This is a genomic window from Sphingobacterium sp. 2149 (assembly GCF_031455655.1).
GTDB lineage: Bacteria > Bacteroidota > Bacteroidia > Sphingobacteriales > Sphingobacteriaceae > Sphingobacterium.
Map to the genome: position 1 here is coordinate 433,259 of NZ_JAVDTD010000002.1, position 17,969 is coordinate 451,227.

The following is a 17,969-nucleotide window of genomic DNA, read 5'->3' on the forward strand; positions in this document are numbered from 1 at the left end:
TTGCTACAAAAACTATTCCTTTTATATGCTATTATCTGCTAGGTTCCGGTTCCGCCTACCGTATTTACAATGATCCCATGCTGCATAAAAAAAAGCCCCGGGTTTCATGAAACCCGGGGATAGTATATTTTATGTATACGTTTATATATCAAGAATATAAACCTTTTTTATCGATAAACTCAATCACCTTTTGGGGTGTAAAAAATTGAATATTTTTATTTTCTTTAATGGCTCTTCGTAAAAAAGTAGATGACAATTCCATTAATGGAGTATCCGTCAGTGTGATAGCGGGGTGATCTTTAAATTTTTCGGTATCGTACCCAGGCCTTGGATAAACATAAATCTGATAATCACGCAAGATAATATCTGCATTCTTCCACTTCGCTAAAGAATCCAAATTATCTTGTCCCATGAGCAGTACAAATTCCCTGTTTGGATATTTTTCTTTAAGATGTGTTAATGTATCAATTGTATAGGACGGTATTGGCAAATGGAACTCAACATCACAGACCCGCAGATGATCACAGTCTTCCAATGCTAGATTTAACATTTCTAATCGATCGTAGGGATCTGCCAAGGTGGATTTCTTTTTAAATGGATTCTGTGGAGAGACCACAAACCAAACTTCATCCAACCCAGTAAAATTGGCCATATAATTGGCTATAATCAAATGCCCTATGTGCACTGGATTAAAAGATCCGAAGAACAAACCAATCTTTCGCATGAATTTATTTATTGATAAATTCCATTACAATATCTTCAGCTTCTGCACAGGCTGTAGCTAAATCAAAATTCTTCAAGATAACATCAAATTTATTGGCATAGGTAAGTTCCAATTCGGCCTTAGCAAAGCGTTCTTTTAATTTATCCTCAGAATCCGTTCCTCGTCCTGTCAAACGTTCTTTAAGAACCTCCAGTGACGGCGGTTGGACAAAAATAGAAATCGCCTGTTCAGGAAATTTTGATTTTAAACGTAAACCACCGACAACATCGATATCAAAAATAACATGTTTACCTTCTTTCCAGATACGTTCTATTTCCGAACGCAAAGTTCCATAAAATGTTCCTGAATATACTTCTTCAAATTCAATGAATTCTTGTTTCGCTACTTTATGTAAAAATTCTTCTTTGGACATAAAATAGTAATCTTTTCCATTCACTTCCTGTCCTCTTGGGTCACGTGTACTTGCTGAGATGGAAAATTCAATCTTATCACCATGTTTACTTAAAAGATCTCTTACTATTGTTGTTTTTCCAGCCCCCGATGGTGCTGAGAAAATAATTAATTTACCGCTCATTCTTACAATACGTTGAGCAATTGCTCTTTTATTTTTTCCAATTCTTCTTTCATTCTGACCACAATCTGCTGAATGCCGGCATGATTGGCTTTAGAACCAAGGGTATTGATTTCCCGACCCATTTCTTGTGAAATAAAACCTAATTTTTTTCCGTTTGAATCGGCTGAATCAAACGCTTTTAAAAAGTAGTTGCAATGGGAACGCAGTCTAACTTTTTCTTCGGTCACATCCAATTTGTCGATGTAGTACACCAGTTCCTGTTCGAATCTATTTTGATCAACATTTTCTTTGCCAATGGTATCATTCAAAAATTGCTCGATACGCTGTCTGATCAAAGGTATACGCTCAACTTCCAACAATTCTACTTCTTCAAGATAAGTTAAGATTAGCTCTGCGCGCTTTTTTAGGTCTCCGGCTAGTACATTTCCCTCATCCTCACGGAAGGTATTGAAACGTTTGACGGCGTCATAAAAAGCATCCATCAATACTTTAGCCTCTTCATCATCGACCGAATCATCATTGTTGGTAATTACCTCCGGCATATTTAATGCAAGTTCAAACAGATTGACATTCGTATCATTGAGTTCTACAGCAATTTGCTGCAACTGACTATAGTATTTTTTGAGTAAATCAGCATTAATGGAAGAAGCTTTAGCGGTTTGATCCGTGTATTCAACCATCACAGTCAGGTTGACTTTACCACGCTCAATAAGTTTACTACATTCAGTACGCAGGGTCAATTCCTTGTCCGAAACGATTTTGGGCAAGCGAAGATTTAATTCAAGAAATTTTGAATTTAAGGACTTTATTTCGACACTATATTTGACTTTACCGTTATCGGCAGACGCAGTGCCATATCCTGTCATGGATTTTATCATATGCAAAGGTATGACTTTTCAGTAAAAATTGAATACCCTACAGGGATTAATTGCTGATACTCCTTAAATTAGGGCTCGTCTTATTTACCAATCGTGTTTAGCAATGATAACGACTAAGTAACTTTCATAGGGCTTTGCCCCTTTGCATTCGACATAACCAATTCCAATATCATATAAAGAAGCATTCCACTGATCCATACCCAATAAATGGGTACGGTGGTGATAGCCTGGAGATTCTTTCCCTATAATCAAAGCTTTAACGGCAGCTATAGCGCTCGCTCGATTGGCAGCAATCGATTCAAAATTGTTTGCGCTTCGTTTTGACAACCATTCGGGATTAAGTTTATAACCGGCCTCTTCTATGAAATAATTAGGTCCGTAGCCCTCCGGTGATACGTGGTCAAAATAGGAGCGCTTGGCCATATCTTTTGCGCGATAAACGGCAACCTCTGTCAACTGTTTATTCCAATTGAGCTTAGTTCGTTTTATCTTCTGCAAATTAAAAAGGTTCAGTTCTTTCGTATACTTCTCTGGATTTGTACGAATATTGTTCAATAGTTCATAGGCCTCCCGGGCTTGACGATGATCGACAACGACACGCTGTGCTAAAGCGAACTGTGTAAAAAACAAGGTAAATGCTAAAACCAACTAATTCATGCCTAAATAGTTATTTTCATAAGCGCGTGATGCACAACTTTCTTGTATAAAGCAAGATCTAGATCATTCACATCGCCCTACTTAGATGCGAACATGGACCAATCATACCGAAAAAAGTGCCCTTTCAATGGTAGATACGAATATACTGGCAATTTTATTTGCTTCGTTTACTTGAAAGCTTTTTAGAACAATGGCTCGTCCATCAACCTGAGTACTTCTCAAGTAAGAATAATTCGTCCTTACCCTTTAACCTTAAAAGACGCTATTTAGTATCCAACGTTTAATCTTTTTTTGAATTTTTAGCCGATAAAAACTGTACAAGCATGGGTATTAGGCTCATAAAAATAACGACCAAAATAACTAGCGAAAAATTATGCTTGAAAAATGGGATCTGACCAAAATAATAACCTGAAAGCGTAAAAACTAAAACCCATAATGCGCCGCCCAAAATATTGTATTTACCAAAGGTTTTGTAGGACATTTTGCCAATACCTGCTACAAATGGTGCAAAAGTCCTGACAACGGGAACAAATCGCGCATAAATGATGGTCCTCGTTCCGTGCTTCGCATAGAAATTTTGTGTTTTTTGAAGATAAGAAGGTCTGAATATCTTCGATCCTGGTTTAAAGACCCTCATTCCAACATATTTACCAATTTCATAATTTACGAAATCTCCGGAAATAGCCGCAAGAATTAGTATCAAAACAATCAACAACAAAGAGATATGACAATCCGGACGAGCGACTATAGCTCCCAGAGCAAATAAAACAGAATCTCCGGGTAGAAATGGGGTAACCACCAATCCTGTCTCTGCAAAGATGATTAAAAATAAAATCAGGTAGGTCCAGTTTTCATAACTATTAATCAGCTGCAAAAGATGCTGATCAATATGCAATATGAAATCAATGAATTGTGAAACGATTTCCATTTTCCATGTATAAAAAAAGGAGTCTTATAAGACTCCTTTTTTTGATTTGATTTTTTCTTTTATTAGCTCAAAGATTATGGGCAATACAGATAAAAAAATAATGATCAACACCACCTTCGAGAAGTTTTCGCGGATAATGGGAATATTCCCCAAGAAATATCCAGCAAGGGTTATACCACCTACCCACAATACAGCTCCTACAACATTATAGGTGATGAAGGTACCATAATTCATCTTTCCAATACCACCAACGAAAGGAGCCAGCGTGCGAACAATTGGTACAAAGCGCGCTATAACGATAGTTTTACTACCGTATTTCTCATAAAAAGAGTGCGTTTTGGCAATCTGCTCGTCTTTGACAACTTGCTTCCCGAAGAGTTTAAATTTTGTTAGGCGCATACCAAAATGCTTTCCGATAGAATAATTCAGGGAATCACCTGAAACTGCAGCTACTAACAAGATAAAAATCATCAGCCATACGTTGAGATCATTTGGCTGTGCGGCTAGCATACCCGCTGCAAATAATAAAGAATCTCCTGGCAAAAAAGGCATCACAACCACACCCGTTTCCACGAAAATAATAAGAAACAGAATAAGGTAGGTCCACGTCTGATAATCATTGACTATTTCCACCAAATGTTTGTCAATATGGAGAATAAAATCAATGAGATGTGTAATTAGTTCCAAACCGTGATAAAGATTAAGCGTTGTTTAACATAACGGGCATCACCAACATCAAAATATCTTCATGATCTTCCGATACTGCTGGAATCAATAAACCGGCACGATTTGGCGTACTCATTTCCAAAACAACTTCTTCACTCTCCAGGTTATTTAACATCTCGACGAGGAACTTGGCATTAAAACCAATTTCCATATCATCACCTTCAAATTGGCACGACAAACGTTCATGCGCTTCGTTAGAAAAATCTAAATCTTCTGCTGAGATATGCAATTCACTTCCCGAGATCTTTAAGCGCACCTGATGTGTGGTTTTATTAGCGAAAATCACCACGCGTCTCAAGGTATTTAAAAACAATAATCGATCTACGGTCAATTTGTTAGGATTGACTTGAGGAATCACAGCGGCATAATCTGGATAACGTTCATCAATTAAACGACAGATCAAATTAATATTGCCAAAGCTAAAGAACGCGTTAGTTTGATTATATTCTATAGATACTGTAACATCGTCAGATGGTAGCGACGATTTAAGCAATGAGAGTGCCTTTTTCGGTAAGATAAGGGATGCTGGCTTTTCTGCACCAATATCAGTTCTCGAATAGCGCACCAATTTATGCGCATCAGTAGAAACAAACGTCACATTTTTTTCTGCTAATTGCACCAATACACCAGACATAGCTGGTCTTAATTCATCGTTACTAACAGCAAAGATTGTTTTACTGATAGCTTCTGACAAGATAGGTGCTGGCATCTGAATAACCGAACCATTATCGATGGAAGGAATTTTAGGAAAATCATCAGCATTTTCTCCACTCAATTTATATTTTCCATCACCCGCACTGATCTCAATAGCCAAGGTATTCATGTCTACTGAAAATGCCACAGGTTGGTCCGGCAAGGTTTTTAATGTCTCAATCAATATCTTCGAAGGCATGGCTACTCTTCCTTCTTCTTTTGCTTCGATCTGTAAAGAAGTAACCATACTTGTTTGCAGATCTGTAGCAGAAATAGTCAAGTTATTGTCTTTTATTTCAAAAAGAAAGTTTTCCAAGATAGGCAAAACAGTACTTGTACTGGATGCGCCATTGATAGCTTGTAACTGCTTTAATAAAATTGATGTTGATACAATGAATCTCATTTCCTGAATACTAATTATTATGTGCAATAATACACAAATTAATCAATATTTTTCAGTTTTATAGGCTGCTTTCTTTCCACATAAACAGATTTCAGTGGCTCAAATAAGCATTTGTATTTCAATCAATAAGCACAGCGCCACAAGTATAGAAAGCAAATTCGGCCGGATAAATCACAATATTTATTACATTTGTATAATAGCGGTATTGTATGCAGTTTAAAGAGATCATTGGGCATAAAGACATCAAAGAACATTTAGTTCGCACGGTTCAGGACAATCGTGTGAGTCATGCGCAATTATTTCTTGGTCCCGAAGGTTCGGGCAGTCTTGCTTTAGCCTATGCGTATGCGCAGTTTTTAAATTGTGAAAATCGACAGGAAACCGATAGTTGTGGCGAGTGCCCCTCCTGTAGAAAATATAATAAGCTGATCCATCCAGATCTACACATGTCGTACCCTTTTATAGCCAAACATAAGGAAGATACAGCAACAGATTATGCAGACAATTGGAGAAAATCCTTTTTATCCAATCCATACATGGGATTGGAGTATTGGCGCAGCCGATTGGATGCAGACAATAAACAAGTCAATATCAATATTGCCGAAGCCCATGCTATCATCAAGAAGCTAAGTCTTAAATCTTTCGAAGCTGATTATAAGGTTCTAATTATGTGGCTTCCTGAATACCTCGATACGCAAGGCAATGCCTTATTGAAGTTGATCGAAGAACCACCCGAAAAGACGCTCTTTATCCTCGTTGCAGAAAATCAGGACAAAATATTAAATACAATCATATCGCGTACACAATTAGTCAAAATTAAAAAATTAGATCATAGTGAGGTCACGCTGCATCTAAAGAAAGCACATCAGCTTTCAGATCAAGAGGCAGCAGAAATTGCTTTTATTGCAGATGGAAATCTTCAGGAAGCAATGAACCTATTGCACGCGCAGACTAATAATCATTTTGGGATTTTAGTAAACTGGCTCCGTTTTATTGTCTCGGATGCTGGCACCAATATGATTTCCTTGGTAGAAGAAGAGCTATCAAAAATTGGTAGAGAAAACCAAAAAAGCTTTCTTTTTTATGCAATCAATATGATGCGTCAAATCATATTGATCAAAGAGGGACTTTCCAATCTCGTATTCTTACCGGCAAAAGAACTGGATTTTGTTCAGAAATTTGCAGTACATTATACCCTTGAACAAATTGAAGCAACCATAAATCTATTGGAGGAAACACATTATTTTATAGAAAGAAATGCAAATCCCAAAATATTATTTTTAGATTTATCTTTGCAGTTAACATTAATATACAAGTACAAAACGTTTCCGAAAGGAACTCAATATATAATATAGAAAACTATGGGATGTGGCAGTTGCTCATCCGGCGGAGGTTGCGGTACTACCACGGCAAATGGTACACCGGCAGGATGTCAGAACAATGGCTCTTGCATGACTAGCGGATGTAATAAATTAGATGTATATGACTGGCTTTCCGATATGGATATGCCATCAAACTATAAACCATTTAATATCGTCGAAGTACGATTTAAGGGATCGCGAAAAGATTTCTTTATTAATGTAGACAATATCTACCTTGAAATGGGTGAGATGGTTGTTGTTGAGCCCTCTACAGGGGGCTATGATGTCGGCCATGTATCCCTAACAGGTGAATTGGTTAGACTACAACTCAAAAAGAATAATGTTACCCCTGAGATGGTGACAAAAAAAATCTATCGGAAGCCTAATGAGGTTGATGTCGAGAAGTATAACGCAGCAAAAGATCTCGAATGGGAAACAATGCACAAGGCGCGCAAACTCGCCCTGGATTTGGGTTTATCGATGAAAATCTCCGATGTCGATTACCAGGGGGATAAAACGAAGGCTACCTTCTATTATACCGCTGAGGGTCGTGTCGATTTCCGGGAGCTAATTAAAAAAATGGCTGAAGCGTTTAGAATACGCATTGAAATGCGCCAAATCGGTATGCGACAAGAAGCCAGTCGTCTTGGTGGGATTGGTTCATGCGGACGTGAACTCTGCTGTTCAACCTGGCTAACAGATTTCAAAACGGTATCCACATCGGCTGCACGTTATCAAAACTTATCCCTGAATACATTGAAGCTAGCAGGACAATGCGGAAAATTAAAATGTTGCCTCAATTATGAATTGGATAGCTATATGGATGCACTTAAGGATATTCCTAATAACATAGATCGCATCGAAACCCTAAAAGGAGTTGCCTATCTTCAAAAAACTGATATCTTCAAAAAACTGATGTGGTTCTCTTTTCCTGGAGCAGAAAATTGGATTGCATTACCCGTTCAACAAGTCAGAGAATTTGTAGAAATGAATAAACAGGGCATTAAACCGGAAGCAATTTCAAGTGTAATGGATACTGATGAAATCAAAGAAGAAAAAAATATCAAGCATGATTACGAGAATGTAGTCGGACAGGATAGCTTAACTCGACTTGATGACCGGAATAAAAGAAAGAAAAAGAGAAAATCCAAAAGCAATACTGGTAAACCTGAAAATAAGACTGGACAAAAAGCTGAAAAACCCGAACAGAGTCCATCAAAACAAAGTGGTAAACCTCAGCTAGCGACCGATGCCGTTAGCCCAATCGTGAATAAAGACAGCAAAGAAGGATCTAATAATAGACCAAAAAAGCGTTTCAATCGTCATCGGAATAAAAACAAAGGCAGTAATAACAATAATACACCGAAAGCAGAATAAAAGAATATGCCTAATTTTAACCCATTAGGCATATTCTTTTATATAAATAGACATGAAACTCAAACGCACTCCTCTTCTCCTTGGTTTGTTATGTATTGGCATAGGGTATTCTTGTGACCAACCGTTTGTTATAAATGAAAATAAACCTATTGGTAATAAAGCTTGGCTAAATACATCATTGCCCAGTTTTAAATTTCATATCGCCGACAAAAACAAACGATATGATGTATTAATGGATGTCCGTCATACGCCAGAATATGCTTTTTCCAACCTTTTTGTGCTTATTTATCAACTCGGTCCAGATAAAAAGCAATACACTTTTCGTAAAGAAATAAAAATGGCCAGAGCTGATGGAAAATGGATAGGAAAATCTTCTGGCAGCTTGTACAATAATCAATCCGTAATCCATAAAGATTACCTATTTCCGGATACAGGAACTTATACTATTGCTATCGAACAGCACATGAAAGAAAATCCGTTGAAAGAAATTACAGACGTAGGGCTAACCGTTGTTCCAAAATGATAACCTTGTTACGATATCTATTATTTCCTTTTACTATGATCTATACCGTGGTAGTCTGGATAAGAAATAGATTATATGATCATAAGCTGCTTGCGTCGCGCTCTTTCAATATTCCAACCGTTGTTGTAGGAAATCTCGCCGTAGGGGGAACGGGGAAAAGCCCAATGACTGAATTTGTGGTTTCTATCCTTAAGAGTCGCTATAAAACAGCTATACTCAGCCGAGGGTATGGACGCCGTACAAAAGGTTTTTATCTAGTACAGACGGATTCAGTGGCCATGGATGTCGGCGATGAGCCCTTACAATTCAAAAATAAATTTCCAGATGTCACAGTTGCGGTTTGTGAGGATCGTTGCACCGGAATTGAAAAACTTGAGTCCGCTCATCAACTCATTATTTTGGACGATGCTTATCAACATCGAAAATTATCACCGCTTTTCAATATATTATTATTTGATTTTCTATCGTTTTCACATCCCATGCTCGTATTTCCTACAGGAAATTTTAGAGATCTGCTTATTGAGGCTAAGCGTGCTCAGATCATAGCCATTACGAAATGTCCAATTGAACTTCCAACCGAAGACAAAAGACAAATAGAAAACAAAATCAGGTATTATAACAAAGAAGCATTAATCGTATTTAGTTATATTGACTATCTCGAACCCATTGATAGTAAGGGAAGTGTAGTTGATATCAAAGGCAAAGACATTATTTTGGTCACTGGTATTGCGAAACCTGAACCGATGGTAGATTATCTCCAAGACAAAACGAATTCAATTACACATATCTCCTTTGGAGATCACCATTCTTTTAACGAATCTGATATTAATCACATTGTAAAATCTTACCACAGTTCGACGAGTAGCAACAAAATAGTATTGACAACTGAAAAAGACTTTCAACGTTTAAAACCTTTTAGAAAATACTTTGCTGCTATCAATTTGGTATACTTACCGATAGGACTTCGATTTCACGACGCGCTCCAGCAGGACTTATTCTGTAAAAGACTGCATGATACAGTGAATCAAAGTGTTAATCAACCTTAAATTTTGTTAAGAGCAGATGCTATACTAAACCTTTTCATCAAATTTATATTCTATATGAAAGCGGAGAAGCTCAAAAGTTCTTCTCGGTCTTTAATGAACAAATGATTGTGCCACGACAAGCACTCATGATATAAACTATACAACGATGAAAAAGAAAATTTTAATGGCAGTAGCGTGTTTATTTTTAAGCGCTACAGGTATTGTTTCCGCTCAACAGCGTCAGCAACGTAGTCCGGAAGAACAAGCTAAAATGCGTGTAGAGCATTTAGACAAATTATTAAGCCTCAATCAAACACAAAAAGATTCGATCTATAATCTTACGCTAAGTCAGGCTCAACAACGGGCTGCACTAAGAAATGATGGTGGGGATAGAAAAGCGAACATGGAGAAATTTAAGCAACTTCAAGAGATGCAATCTGCCAAAATCAAATCATGGCTAACTCCTGAACAAGTTAAGTTATTTGATGAACAACAAGAAAAAATGAAAGAAAGAATGTCTAAACGCTAGAGTTTTTAATGTAATACAGAGCTTTTAGGTAAAAAAGCAGAAAGGGCTATCCTAAATGGATAGCCCTTTCTGCTTTCTACTTAAAGTAATCGACATTAAGATTTTAATTTTTTCATAATGTCACTCACGTAAGTTTTAAATTTCTTGTCAGTTTCAATTAAATCCTCTACGGTTTGACAGGCATAAATAACAGTTGAGTGATCTCTTCCTCCGAAGAATGCTCCGATCGATTTGAGTGAAGATTTGGTATGTGCCTTTGCTAAATACATCGAAATTTGCCTGGCCTGCACGATTTCTCGCTTTCTAACTTTCGACTTTACCATATCCACAGGAACTTCGAAATACTCACAAACTAATTTTTGAATAAAATCCATTGAAATTTCTTTGTGTGTATTCTTTACGAAATTCTTCAACATCGATTTTGCTAACCCCAAATCGATCTCTTTCTTGTTCAATGTAGACTGAGCCAAAAGTGAAACCATTGCCCCCTCTAATTCACGAACACTGTTATCGATCTGTGTTGCGACGTATTCAACGACATTTTCTGGTAAGTCAATACCATCGGAATACATCTTCTTCTTCAAAATTGCCATCCTTGTCTCAAGATCCGGAATCTGAATATCTGCAGACAATCCCCATTTAAAACGACTAAGCAGACGCTCCTCCAAACCAGCTAAATCTTTAGGTGCTTTGTCTGATGTCAAAATAATCTGCTTACCAGATTGATGCAAATGATTAAAAATATGGAAAAAGATATCCTGTGTTTTTTCTTTACCAGCAAAGTTGTGTACGTCATCCATAATAATGACATCCATTGCCTGATAAAAGTTAACGAAATCATTGATCGTATTATTTTTCAATGAATCCACAAACTGTTGACAGAATTTCTCACACGACACATAAATGACCAGTTTATCGGGAAGATTTCTTTTGATCTCATTTCCGATTGCTTGGGCAAGGTGTGTCTTTCCCAAACCAACATCTCCATAAATCATCAACGGATTGAATGAAGTGCCGCCAGGCTTATTAGCGACAGCATATCCTGCTGATCGAGCAAGACGGTTACATTCACCTTCGATAAAATTTTCGAATGTATAGTTTTGATTCAATTGCGGATCAACCTGCAATTTTTTCAATCCAGGAATAACAAATGGATTTTTGATATCTCTATTTAAAGATACCGGTACAGGGATCGATTGCCTTTTCCCCTCCGCTCCATTGCCATTCGATGGAAGATTAGTCGTATAAGGATGAGAAGCTGAAGACTTCTCTACTACAATATTGTATTCCAATCTACCTTGTTCTCCTAAAAATTTCTTTACGGTCTTGCGAAGAATTCCCACATAGTGTTCTTCTAGCCACTCATAAAAAAATAAGCTAGGCACTTGAATAGTCAAAACGTCACCCTCCAAACGGACTGCTTTCACAGGTTCAAACCAGGTCTTGAAACTTTGTGCTGGTATATTATCTTTGATAATCGAAAGACAATTATTCCAGACACTTGAATACGTTTTTTCCATTCTAAAATTGTTAATAAGTTGATTTACAATACGCGACAAAAAATATGTTGATAACTTTCTCTGAGAACGAAGATGACAAAAAAATATCAGCTAAAAAACTAAAATATAAAATAATTAATAAACGATTATATGTCAGCAATTTACATTGTAAAATTGTGGAAAACTAGCGCTAAAATTGATCTCTAAAAATAATTATTAACATTCCAAATTTATTTAAAAAAAAGAACCAAAAGACGTGTAAACTTACTACTTCTCGCTTCCTAAGATGCTGATCTAAATTAACCAAAATAATAGCTATTTACAATCTTTGGTTCATATATTTTTAATAATAAATTCATAATAATTTAAAGCCAACTTAACATCATTGCTCATGTACATTTCAACAAATTAATACAGATCTATAAAATAAAAATCCGTATAAATAACCTGAAAGAAAAAACACATTGTAACATGTGATGTTCCTGATGAACTTAAAACTTAAAAAATAAAAAAGGAGATCCAGATGGATCTCCTTTTTTTATTTTTCAAGTGCATAGGTTTTATCCGACCATTGAACTGGTCAATTTTCCGTCGCAAAGTTTCTTAGCTTCTACGATGATTGCAGTTGCATCATAGCGTGCGTTCTTCCACTGAGCATTTTGTTCAGCATGTTCAATGATCTTATCTGGAATACCTAAACGAACTACTTGGCTGTGATAACCATGATCAGCCATAAATTCTAATATAGCCGAGCCTATGCCCCCCTGTAAACTTCCGTCTTCCACTGTAATAATCTTATTAAACTTCTTAAAGACTTGATGGAGTAAGGATTCATCTAATGGTTTGGCAAACCGAAGATCATAATGTGCTGGATGTATACCTAATTCATTCAAATGCTGTACAGCTTTAACAGCTTCGTTTCCTATAGCTCCAAAACTTAAGATAGCAAGTTCTTCTCCCTCCGTTATAAGACGTCCTTTTCCAATTTCGATTTCCATAAATGGGCGGCGCCAATCTGGCATAACACCATTTCCTCTAGGATATCTGATGACAAAGGGTCCTTTGTCCGGCAATTGAGCTGTGTACATCAAATTACGTAATTCTTCCTCGTTCATCGGAGCAGAGACAGTCATATTCGGCACACAGCGCATAAATGCGATGTCATAAGCCCCATGGTGTGTCGCACCATCTGCGCCTACAACGCCCGCGCGGTCCAAACAGAAAACGACGTTCAGATTCTGCAATGCAACATCATGGATCACCTGATCATATGCTCGTTGCATAAACGACGAATAGATATTACAGAATGGCAATAGTCCCTGAGTTGCGAGTCCCGCACTGAATGTGACAGCGTGCTGTTCAGCAATACCCACATCAAAAGCACGTTCGGGCATGGCTTTCATCATGATATTCATAGAAGATCCTGAAGGCATTGCCGGCGTTATCCCCACGATCTTATCATTTTGTTCTGCGAGCTCCACTAAGGTATGTCCAAAGACATCCTGAAACTTGGGAGCTACAGGTTTATCACTGAGCGATTTTTTGATCTCACCTGTAATTTTATCAAATAAACCAGGGGCATGCCACTTTGTCTGATCTTTTTCAGCCAGCGCAAAGCCCTTTCCTTTAACAGTAACAGCATGTAATAATTTGGGGCCTGGTATATGCTTAAGGTCTTCAAGCGTTTTTGCTAATTTCTTAACATCGTGCCCATCAACTGGGCCAAAATATCTAAAATTTAGAGATTCAAAGAGATTAGCATTCTTCAGTAAAGTTCCTTTTATACTTTTTTCCAATTTCTTGGCAATCCCCAAAGCATTGGGACCAACTTCGGAAATCTTAGTTAATACTGCTGCTATATCGTCTCTAAATCTATTGTATCGTTTTGAGGTGGTAATACTTGTCAAATACTCCTTTAACGCACCAACATTGGGATCTATCGACATGCAATTATCATTCAAAATTACTAAAAGATTAGATTTAGAAATTCCTGCATGATTCAATGCTTCAAATGCCATTCCTCCTGTTAACGCGCCATCACCGATCACGGCGATATGCTGGCGGTCTTTTTCACCTTTTATCTGAGATGCAACTGCCATACCCAACGCAGCGGAAATAGAAGTCGATGAGTGACCAACTCCGAATGCATCGTACTGGGATTCAAAACGGTTGGGAAAACCCGAGATTCCGTTCTCAATTCGATTGGTATGAAATATATCGCGACGACCCGTTAGAATTTTATGCCCATAAGCCTGATGACCGACATCCCAAATTAATTGATCATAGGGGGTATTCATTACGTAATGTAATGCTACCGTTAATTCGACAACTCCTAAACTTGCTGCAAAGTGACCACCATTAACCGAAACTTGATCAATAATAAATTGACGTAATTCCTGACTTAATTGTTCTAATTGGTCTTCCTTTAGCTTTTTAAGATCAGAGGGATCGTTTATTTTACTTAATAGTTCTCCAGTCTCAAACTGCATAGTATGCTATTTACATGATGTATACTCACAAAGTAACGACAAATTTATTTAATCTTTAAAATAAATCGCATTTACATATTGAGGTACAACAAATAAAATAATGAATAGTTTGCATAAGCGTTACTGCAAAAGATTTTATATGTAAATTTGTATAAGATATGCAAGTAGAAGAAGGCTACGAAATCAAGCTTCCTCAATTTGAGGGACCTTTTGATTTACTATTATTTTTTATCGAACGGGATGAACTAAACATCCATGATATACCAATTTCAAAGATTACAGATGATTTTTTGTCTTATGTGAGCCAAATGCAAGCGCTCAATATGGAAATGGCAAGTGAATTTATCTTCGTTGCCTCAACGCTGATGCGTATTAAAGCTAAAATGCTATTGCCTCGTCCAGATTTGGACGATAATGAGAATGAAATTGATCTTAGGGAAGATCTTGTTCAAAAACTTATTCTCTATAAACAATTTAAAGAAACCTGTGAAGATCTTAGAATATTGGAAGAGGATCGTCTAAAATGCTATAGCCGAGGCAATATACGTTTCGATATCCAGCAAAGACTTAAGCTAGATTCTAGCGGCGAAAATTTGGATAACTTCGACCTTTATGGCCTAATGATGATCTACGAGCAAATGATGTATCAATTCCGTAATCGTCCGCCAGAAGTAACCCATACAGTTGTCAAATACCCTTACACGATTGAACAACAAAAGAAAGCAATAGCCGAACTCATTGAGATTAACAAAAAATTGGATTTTCAGGAAATTCTTAAAAACTCAGAAAATAAAATTCAGTTCGTCTATAACTTTTTGGCCATTCTTGAAATGCTTCAGCAGCGATTGTTACAGATTGAAGTAGGCTTGGGCTACAACAATTTCAACGTTGGTGGAAGAGATCCAAATGAAGAGGAAGAATTTATCTTAGAAACTGAAGAAGCATAAAAAAGACCTGTCTAAGACAGGTCTTTTTTTTAATCTTTCTTCTTAAAAGCATTCCATCCTTGCGCTGTAATCGGATAAAGATTTCCAGATTTAGAAATCATCTCGCAACCTTCGGATCTGGGAGTCATATAACCAATAATACTGATGTCTGGCAGATTCTTAATTTTATCGTGATCTGCTTGCGCGATTGTAAACAATAATTCGTAGTCTTCACCGCCATTCAACGCCGCTACAGTCGGATCAATTCCAAATTCTCGTCCAGTATCGTAAGTCATCTGATCAAGCGGAATTTTTTCTTCGTATAGCCGACAGCCTTTGTCCGATTGTCGGCAGATGTGAAGAATCTCTGAAGCAAGCCCATCTGAAACATCCATCATCGCTGTAGGCTTAATTCCCAGATCAGCAAATAAAGCTACAATATCTTTACGGGCTTCAGGTTTTAATTGCCGCTCAACGATGTAATCTTTTCCTTCCAGATCAGGTTGTACATTTGGATTTTCTAGATAAATATCCTTCTCACGCTCAAGCAGCTGTAAGCCCATGTAAGCTGCCCCCAGGTCGCCAGAGACACATAATAAATCGCCTTCCTGAGCGCCACTACGATAAACGATTTGATCTGCATCAGCGTAACCTATACTCGTGACAGAAATTACTAATCCTTGTGCTGAAGCAGACGTGTCGCCTCCAATTAAATCAACGTTATATTTCTTGCACGCAATTAAAGCTCCCTGATAAATCTCCTCGACGGCTTCCAATGGAAATTTTGAGGACAAGCCTATTGAAAAGGTAATCTGAGACGCTATTCCATTCATTGCGTAGATATCGCTCAAATTGACCTGAACAGCTTTGTAACCTAGATGCTTTAAAGGAACATAACGAAGATCAAAATGAATTCCCTCCAAAAGTAAGTCAGTGGATATCAAAGTTTTCTTACCCTCAAAATCCAAAACAGCAGCGTCATCACCTATACCTTTAATGGTAGACTTCTCTGTTAATTCCACAGCTTTGCTTATATAATCAATCAGTCCGAACTCACCCATTTCTTCCAAATTGGTTCGCTCGGTATTGTCAAAATCAAACATGTTAAAAAGTTTAAAAGTTTATTATCGATAATGCCAAACAATCATCTCAAAGATTGATCGTACTGACATTACAAAACAGTTGTCGCAATAAAATCCAACAGTTTTCCGCACTTGTCGAGTCGTAATTCTCGTTTCTGCTATGGAAAAAAGAAAAGCTCATGCTAGCTATCGAAAACCAGTCTTTTCTTCTATCGCTAATAACCAGATTATGCTAATCGCTATAGTCCCAAGCTCGCCGATATTTCCAGCATACGTTCAATCGGACGCTGGGCACGAAAAATAACATCTTCAGGAAGAAGAATTTCAGGCGATTCAAACTTAAGGCAATTGTAGAGCTTCTCAAGCGTATTCAGCTTCATGTGTGGACAATCATTACATGCACAAGCATTGTTGGGTGGCGCTGGTATAAAAGTCTTATGAGGACTCGCTTTCTGCATCTGATGGAGAATGCCTGATTCTGTAGCAACGATATAGGAATGAGCCGCATCATTTTGAGTAAATTTCAGCATTCCAGCTGTAGATCCGACATAATCTGCGTTCGCTAGAATATGATCTTCACACTCTGGATGGGCAATAAATTTCGCATCCGGATATTCGGCTCTCAAACGTTCAATTTTTTCCTGGGAAAAAATCTCATGCACCATACAAGCGCCGTTCCAAAGGACTAGATCCCGGCCAGTTTTCTTTTTAACGTATGTCCCTAGATTACGATCGGGACCAAAGATGATTTTTTGGTCCTCAGGCAAGCTCTCCACAATTTGAACAGCATTACTTGATGTACATACAATATCTGAAAGCGCTTTCAATTCAGCGGTACAGTTCACATAAGTGATGACCAGATGATCTGGATATTGTTCTTTAAACTTCGCAAAAAGATGTGGTGGACAGGAATCCGACAACGAACAACCAGCTTTGGCATCAGGTAAAATAACCTTTTTTGTAGGCGAAAGTATCTTGGCTGTTTCCGCCATGAAATGCACGCCAGCAAAAACAATTAAATCCGCATCCGTCTTGGCTGCCTCTTGTGATAGTCCTAGGCTATCTCCAATATAATCGGCTATATCCTGAATTTCAGACTCTTGATAATAATGAGCCAATATTACAGCATTTTTTTCTTTCTTCAATCGTTGGATTTCTTCAACCAAATCCAATGAAGGATCGATCGGAGCATCGATATAACCTTTGGCCTGAAGCTCATAATTTACAATTTCCATGCGGGTAGTTTCAACTTTTGTGAATGACAAAAATAAGCATTGTTGCATATATAAAAGTCAATTAAAAGCAAATTAATCTAATGATCGCAATTTACCCTTCATATCAACAGGAAATAGTATCTAGCATTCGGATATTAATCGTTGATAATGAAAATATCAATTATTCTTTCGGCTACAACTGATTTGTATTAATTATCCGGGTTACTGGATGGTACCAATTCCGAAATCTGATCCGATAATTGCTCCCATTTATGATCTGTATTAGCAAACAAGAAAGAAAACCGAATGGTTCTTCAACCATAAAGCTTTTATATTTAAAAATAATAGTTAAATTATTATC

At 37.4% G+C, this 17,969-nt stretch carries 17 protein-coding genes; 6 read left to right on the top strand and 11 right to left on the bottom strand.

The features are described 5' to 3' along the window. Positions 1-148 precede the first annotated feature (148 nt). From nadD to dnaN, 7 genes are all read right to left on the bottom strand, one after another. Positions 149-724, bottom strand: a complete 576-nt coding sequence (gene nadD / locus J2X77_RS04155) for a nicotinate (nicotinamide) nucleotide adenylyltransferase (protein ID WP_209576976.1) — start codon at positions 722-724, stop codon at positions 149-151. Between the two features lie 4 nt (positions 725-728). Continuing rightward, positions 729-1,298 (bottom strand): guanylate kinase, encoded by a 570-nt coding sequence (gene gmk / locus J2X77_RS04160; protein WP_209576974.1) that lies wholly within the window; start codon positions 1,296-1,298, stop codon positions 729-731. A gap of 2 nt (positions 1,299-1,300) precedes the next feature. Next, positions 1,301-2,176 (bottom strand): YicC/YloC family endoribonuclease, encoded by an 876-nt coding sequence (locus J2X77_RS04165; RefSeq protein ID WP_293880227.1) that lies wholly within the window; start codon positions 2,174-2,176, stop codon positions 1,301-1,303. Between the two features lie 84 nt (positions 2,177-2,260). Further along, positions 2,261-2,824, bottom strand: coding sequence for a CAP domain-containing protein (locus J2X77_RS04170; protein WP_310079247.1), 564 nt, complete (start codon positions 2,822-2,824; stop codon positions 2,261-2,263). 289 nt (positions 2,825-3,113) lie between these two features. Beyond that, complete coding sequence (locus tag J2X77_RS04175) at positions 3,114-3,761, bottom strand: DedA family protein (RefSeq protein WP_209576969.1); 648 nt, start codon at positions 3,759-3,761, stop codon at positions 3,114-3,116. Between the two features lie 24 nt (positions 3,762-3,785). Then, a complete protein-coding gene (locus J2X77_RS04180) occupies positions 3,786-4,448 on the bottom strand; it encodes a DedA family protein (RefSeq protein ID WP_209576968.1) in 663 nt (220 codons plus the stop codon). Between the two features lie 13 nt (positions 4,449-4,461). Then, positions 4,462-5,583, bottom strand: a complete 1,122-nt coding sequence (gene dnaN, locus J2X77_RS04185) for a DNA polymerase III subunit beta (protein ID WP_088159749.1) — start codon at positions 5,581-5,583, stop codon at positions 4,462-4,464. Between the two features lie 209 nt (positions 5,584-5,792). Here dnaN and J2X77_RS04190 point away from each other — a divergent pair, with 209 nt between their 5' ends. The 5 genes from J2X77_RS04190 to J2X77_RS04210 all read left to right on the top strand — a co-directional run bounded on the left by J2X77_RS04190 (position 5,793) and on the right by J2X77_RS04210 (position 10,398). Beyond that, positions 5,793-6,938, top strand: a complete 1,146-nt coding sequence (locus J2X77_RS04190) for a hypothetical protein (protein WP_310079251.1) — start codon at positions 5,793-5,795, stop codon at positions 6,936-6,938. Between the two features lie 6 nt (positions 6,939-6,944). After that, a complete protein-coding gene (locus tag J2X77_RS04195; protein WP_209576966.1) occupies positions 6,945-8,321 on the top strand; it encodes a regulatory iron-sulfur-containing complex subunit RicT in 1,377 nt (458 codons plus the stop codon). Between the two features lie 52 nt (positions 8,322-8,373). Further along, positions 8,374-8,844 carry a gliding motility lipoprotein GldH gene (locus J2X77_RS04200; RefSeq protein WP_293880237.1) on the top strand — a complete coding sequence of 157 codons (471 nt, stop codon included), beginning with the start codon at positions 8,374-8,376 and terminating at the stop codon, positions 8,842-8,844. Beyond that, complete coding sequence (gene lpxK, locus J2X77_RS04205) at positions 8,841-9,890, top strand: tetraacyldisaccharide 4'-kinase (protein WP_310079254.1); 1,050 nt, start codon at positions 8,841-8,843, stop codon at positions 9,888-9,890. The genes J2X77_RS04200 and lpxK overlap by 4 nt, the downstream gene beginning before the upstream one ends. Before the next feature lie 145 nt (positions 9,891-10,035). After that, positions 10,036-10,398, top strand: coding sequence for a hypothetical protein (locus J2X77_RS04210; RefSeq protein ID WP_209576964.1), 363 nt, complete (start codon positions 10,036-10,038; stop codon positions 10,396-10,398). A 95-nt stretch (positions 10,399-10,493) separates the two neighbouring features. On the opposite strand, the gene dnaA is transcribed toward J2X77_RS04210, so the two are convergent. After that, positions 10,494-11,918, bottom strand: a complete 1,425-nt coding sequence (gene dnaA, locus J2X77_RS04215; protein ID WP_046672557.1) for a chromosomal replication initiator protein DnaA — start codon at positions 11,916-11,918, stop codon at positions 10,494-10,496. A gap of 539 nt (positions 11,919-12,457) precedes the next feature. Continuing rightward, entirely contained in the window at positions 12,458-14,386 is a 1,929-nt protein-coding gene (gene dxs / locus J2X77_RS04220; RefSeq protein WP_209576963.1) for a 1-deoxy-D-xylulose-5-phosphate synthase, read from the bottom strand. Between the two features lie 158 nt (positions 14,387-14,544). On the opposite strand from dxs, the gene J2X77_RS04225 reads away from it, so the two are divergent. Then, positions 14,545-15,333, top strand: a complete 789-nt coding sequence (locus J2X77_RS04225) for a ScpA family protein (RefSeq protein ID WP_209576962.1) — start codon at positions 14,545-14,547, stop codon at positions 15,331-15,333. A 29-nt stretch (positions 15,334-15,362) separates the two neighbouring features. Here the strand turns inward: J2X77_RS04225 and thiL are convergent, their stop codons facing one another. Together thiL and nadA are read right to left on the bottom strand one after the other, a co-directional pair. Next, complete coding sequence (thiL, locus tag J2X77_RS04230) at positions 15,363-16,415, bottom strand: thiamine-phosphate kinase (protein WP_209576961.1); 1,053 nt, start codon at positions 16,413-16,415, stop codon at positions 15,363-15,365. Between the two features lie 218 nt (positions 16,416-16,633). After that, on the bottom strand, positions 16,634-17,629 hold the full coding sequence (nadA, locus tag J2X77_RS04235) for a quinolinate synthase NadA (protein WP_209577375.1): 996 nt from the start codon (positions 17,627-17,629) through the stop codon (positions 16,634-16,636). Positions 17,630-17,969 lie beyond the last annotated feature (340 nt).

What these genes read in the sequence shown, in the direction of transcription:
- nadD (WP_209576976.1), bottom strand. Translation starts at nt 724, where the DNA reads ATGCGAAAGATTGGTTTGTTCTTCGGATCTTTTAATCCAGTGCACATA.
- gmk (WP_209576974.1), bottom strand. Translation starts at nt 1,298, where the DNA reads ATGAGCGGTAAATTAATTATTTTCTCAGCACCATCGGGGGCTGGAAAA.
- J2X77_RS04165 (WP_293880227.1), bottom strand. Translation starts at nt 2,176, where the DNA reads ATGATAAAATCCATGACAGGATATGGCACTGCGTCTGCCGATAACGGT.
- J2X77_RS04175 (WP_209576969.1), bottom strand. Translation starts at nt 3,761, where the DNA reads ATGGAAATCGTTTCACAATTCATTGATTTCATATTGCATATTGATCAG.
- dnaN (WP_088159749.1), bottom strand. Translation starts at nt 5,583, where the DNA reads ATGAGATTCATTGTATCAACATCAATTTTATTAAAGCAGTTACAAGCT.
- J2X77_RS04190 (WP_310079251.1), top strand. Translation starts at nt 5,793, where the DNA reads ATGCAGTTTAAAGAGATCATTGGGCATAAAGACATCAAAGAACATTTA.
- J2X77_RS04195 (WP_209576966.1), top strand. Translation starts at nt 6,945, where the DNA reads ATGGGATGTGGCAGTTGCTCATCCGGCGGAGGTTGCGGTACTACCACG.
- J2X77_RS04200 (WP_293880237.1), top strand. Translation starts at nt 8,374, where the DNA reads ATGAAACTCAAACGCACTCCTCTTCTCCTTGGTTTGTTATGTATTGGC.
- lpxK (WP_310079254.1), top strand. Translation starts at nt 8,841, where the DNA reads ATGATAACCTTGTTACGATATCTATTATTTCCTTTTACTATGATCTAT.
- J2X77_RS04210 (WP_209576964.1), top strand. Translation starts at nt 10,036, where the DNA reads ATGAAAAAGAAAATTTTAATGGCAGTAGCGTGTTTATTTTTAAGCGCT.
- dnaA (WP_046672557.1), bottom strand. Translation starts at nt 11,918, where the DNA reads ATGGAAAAAACGTATTCAAGTGTCTGGAATAATTGTCTTTCGATTATC.
- dxs (WP_209576963.1), bottom strand. Translation starts at nt 14,386, where the DNA reads ATGCAGTTTGAGACTGGAGAACTATTAAGTAAAATAAACGATCCCTCT.
- J2X77_RS04225 (WP_209576962.1), top strand. Translation starts at nt 14,545, where the DNA reads ATGCAAGTAGAAGAAGGCTACGAAATCAAGCTTCCTCAATTTGAGGGA.
- thiL (WP_209576961.1), bottom strand. Translation starts at nt 16,415, where the DNA reads ATGTTTGATTTTGACAATACCGAGCGAACCAATTTGGAAGAAATGGGT.
- nadA (WP_209577375.1), bottom strand. Translation starts at nt 17,629, where the DNA reads ATGGAAATTGTAAATTATGAGCTTCAGGCCAAAGGTTATATCGATGCT.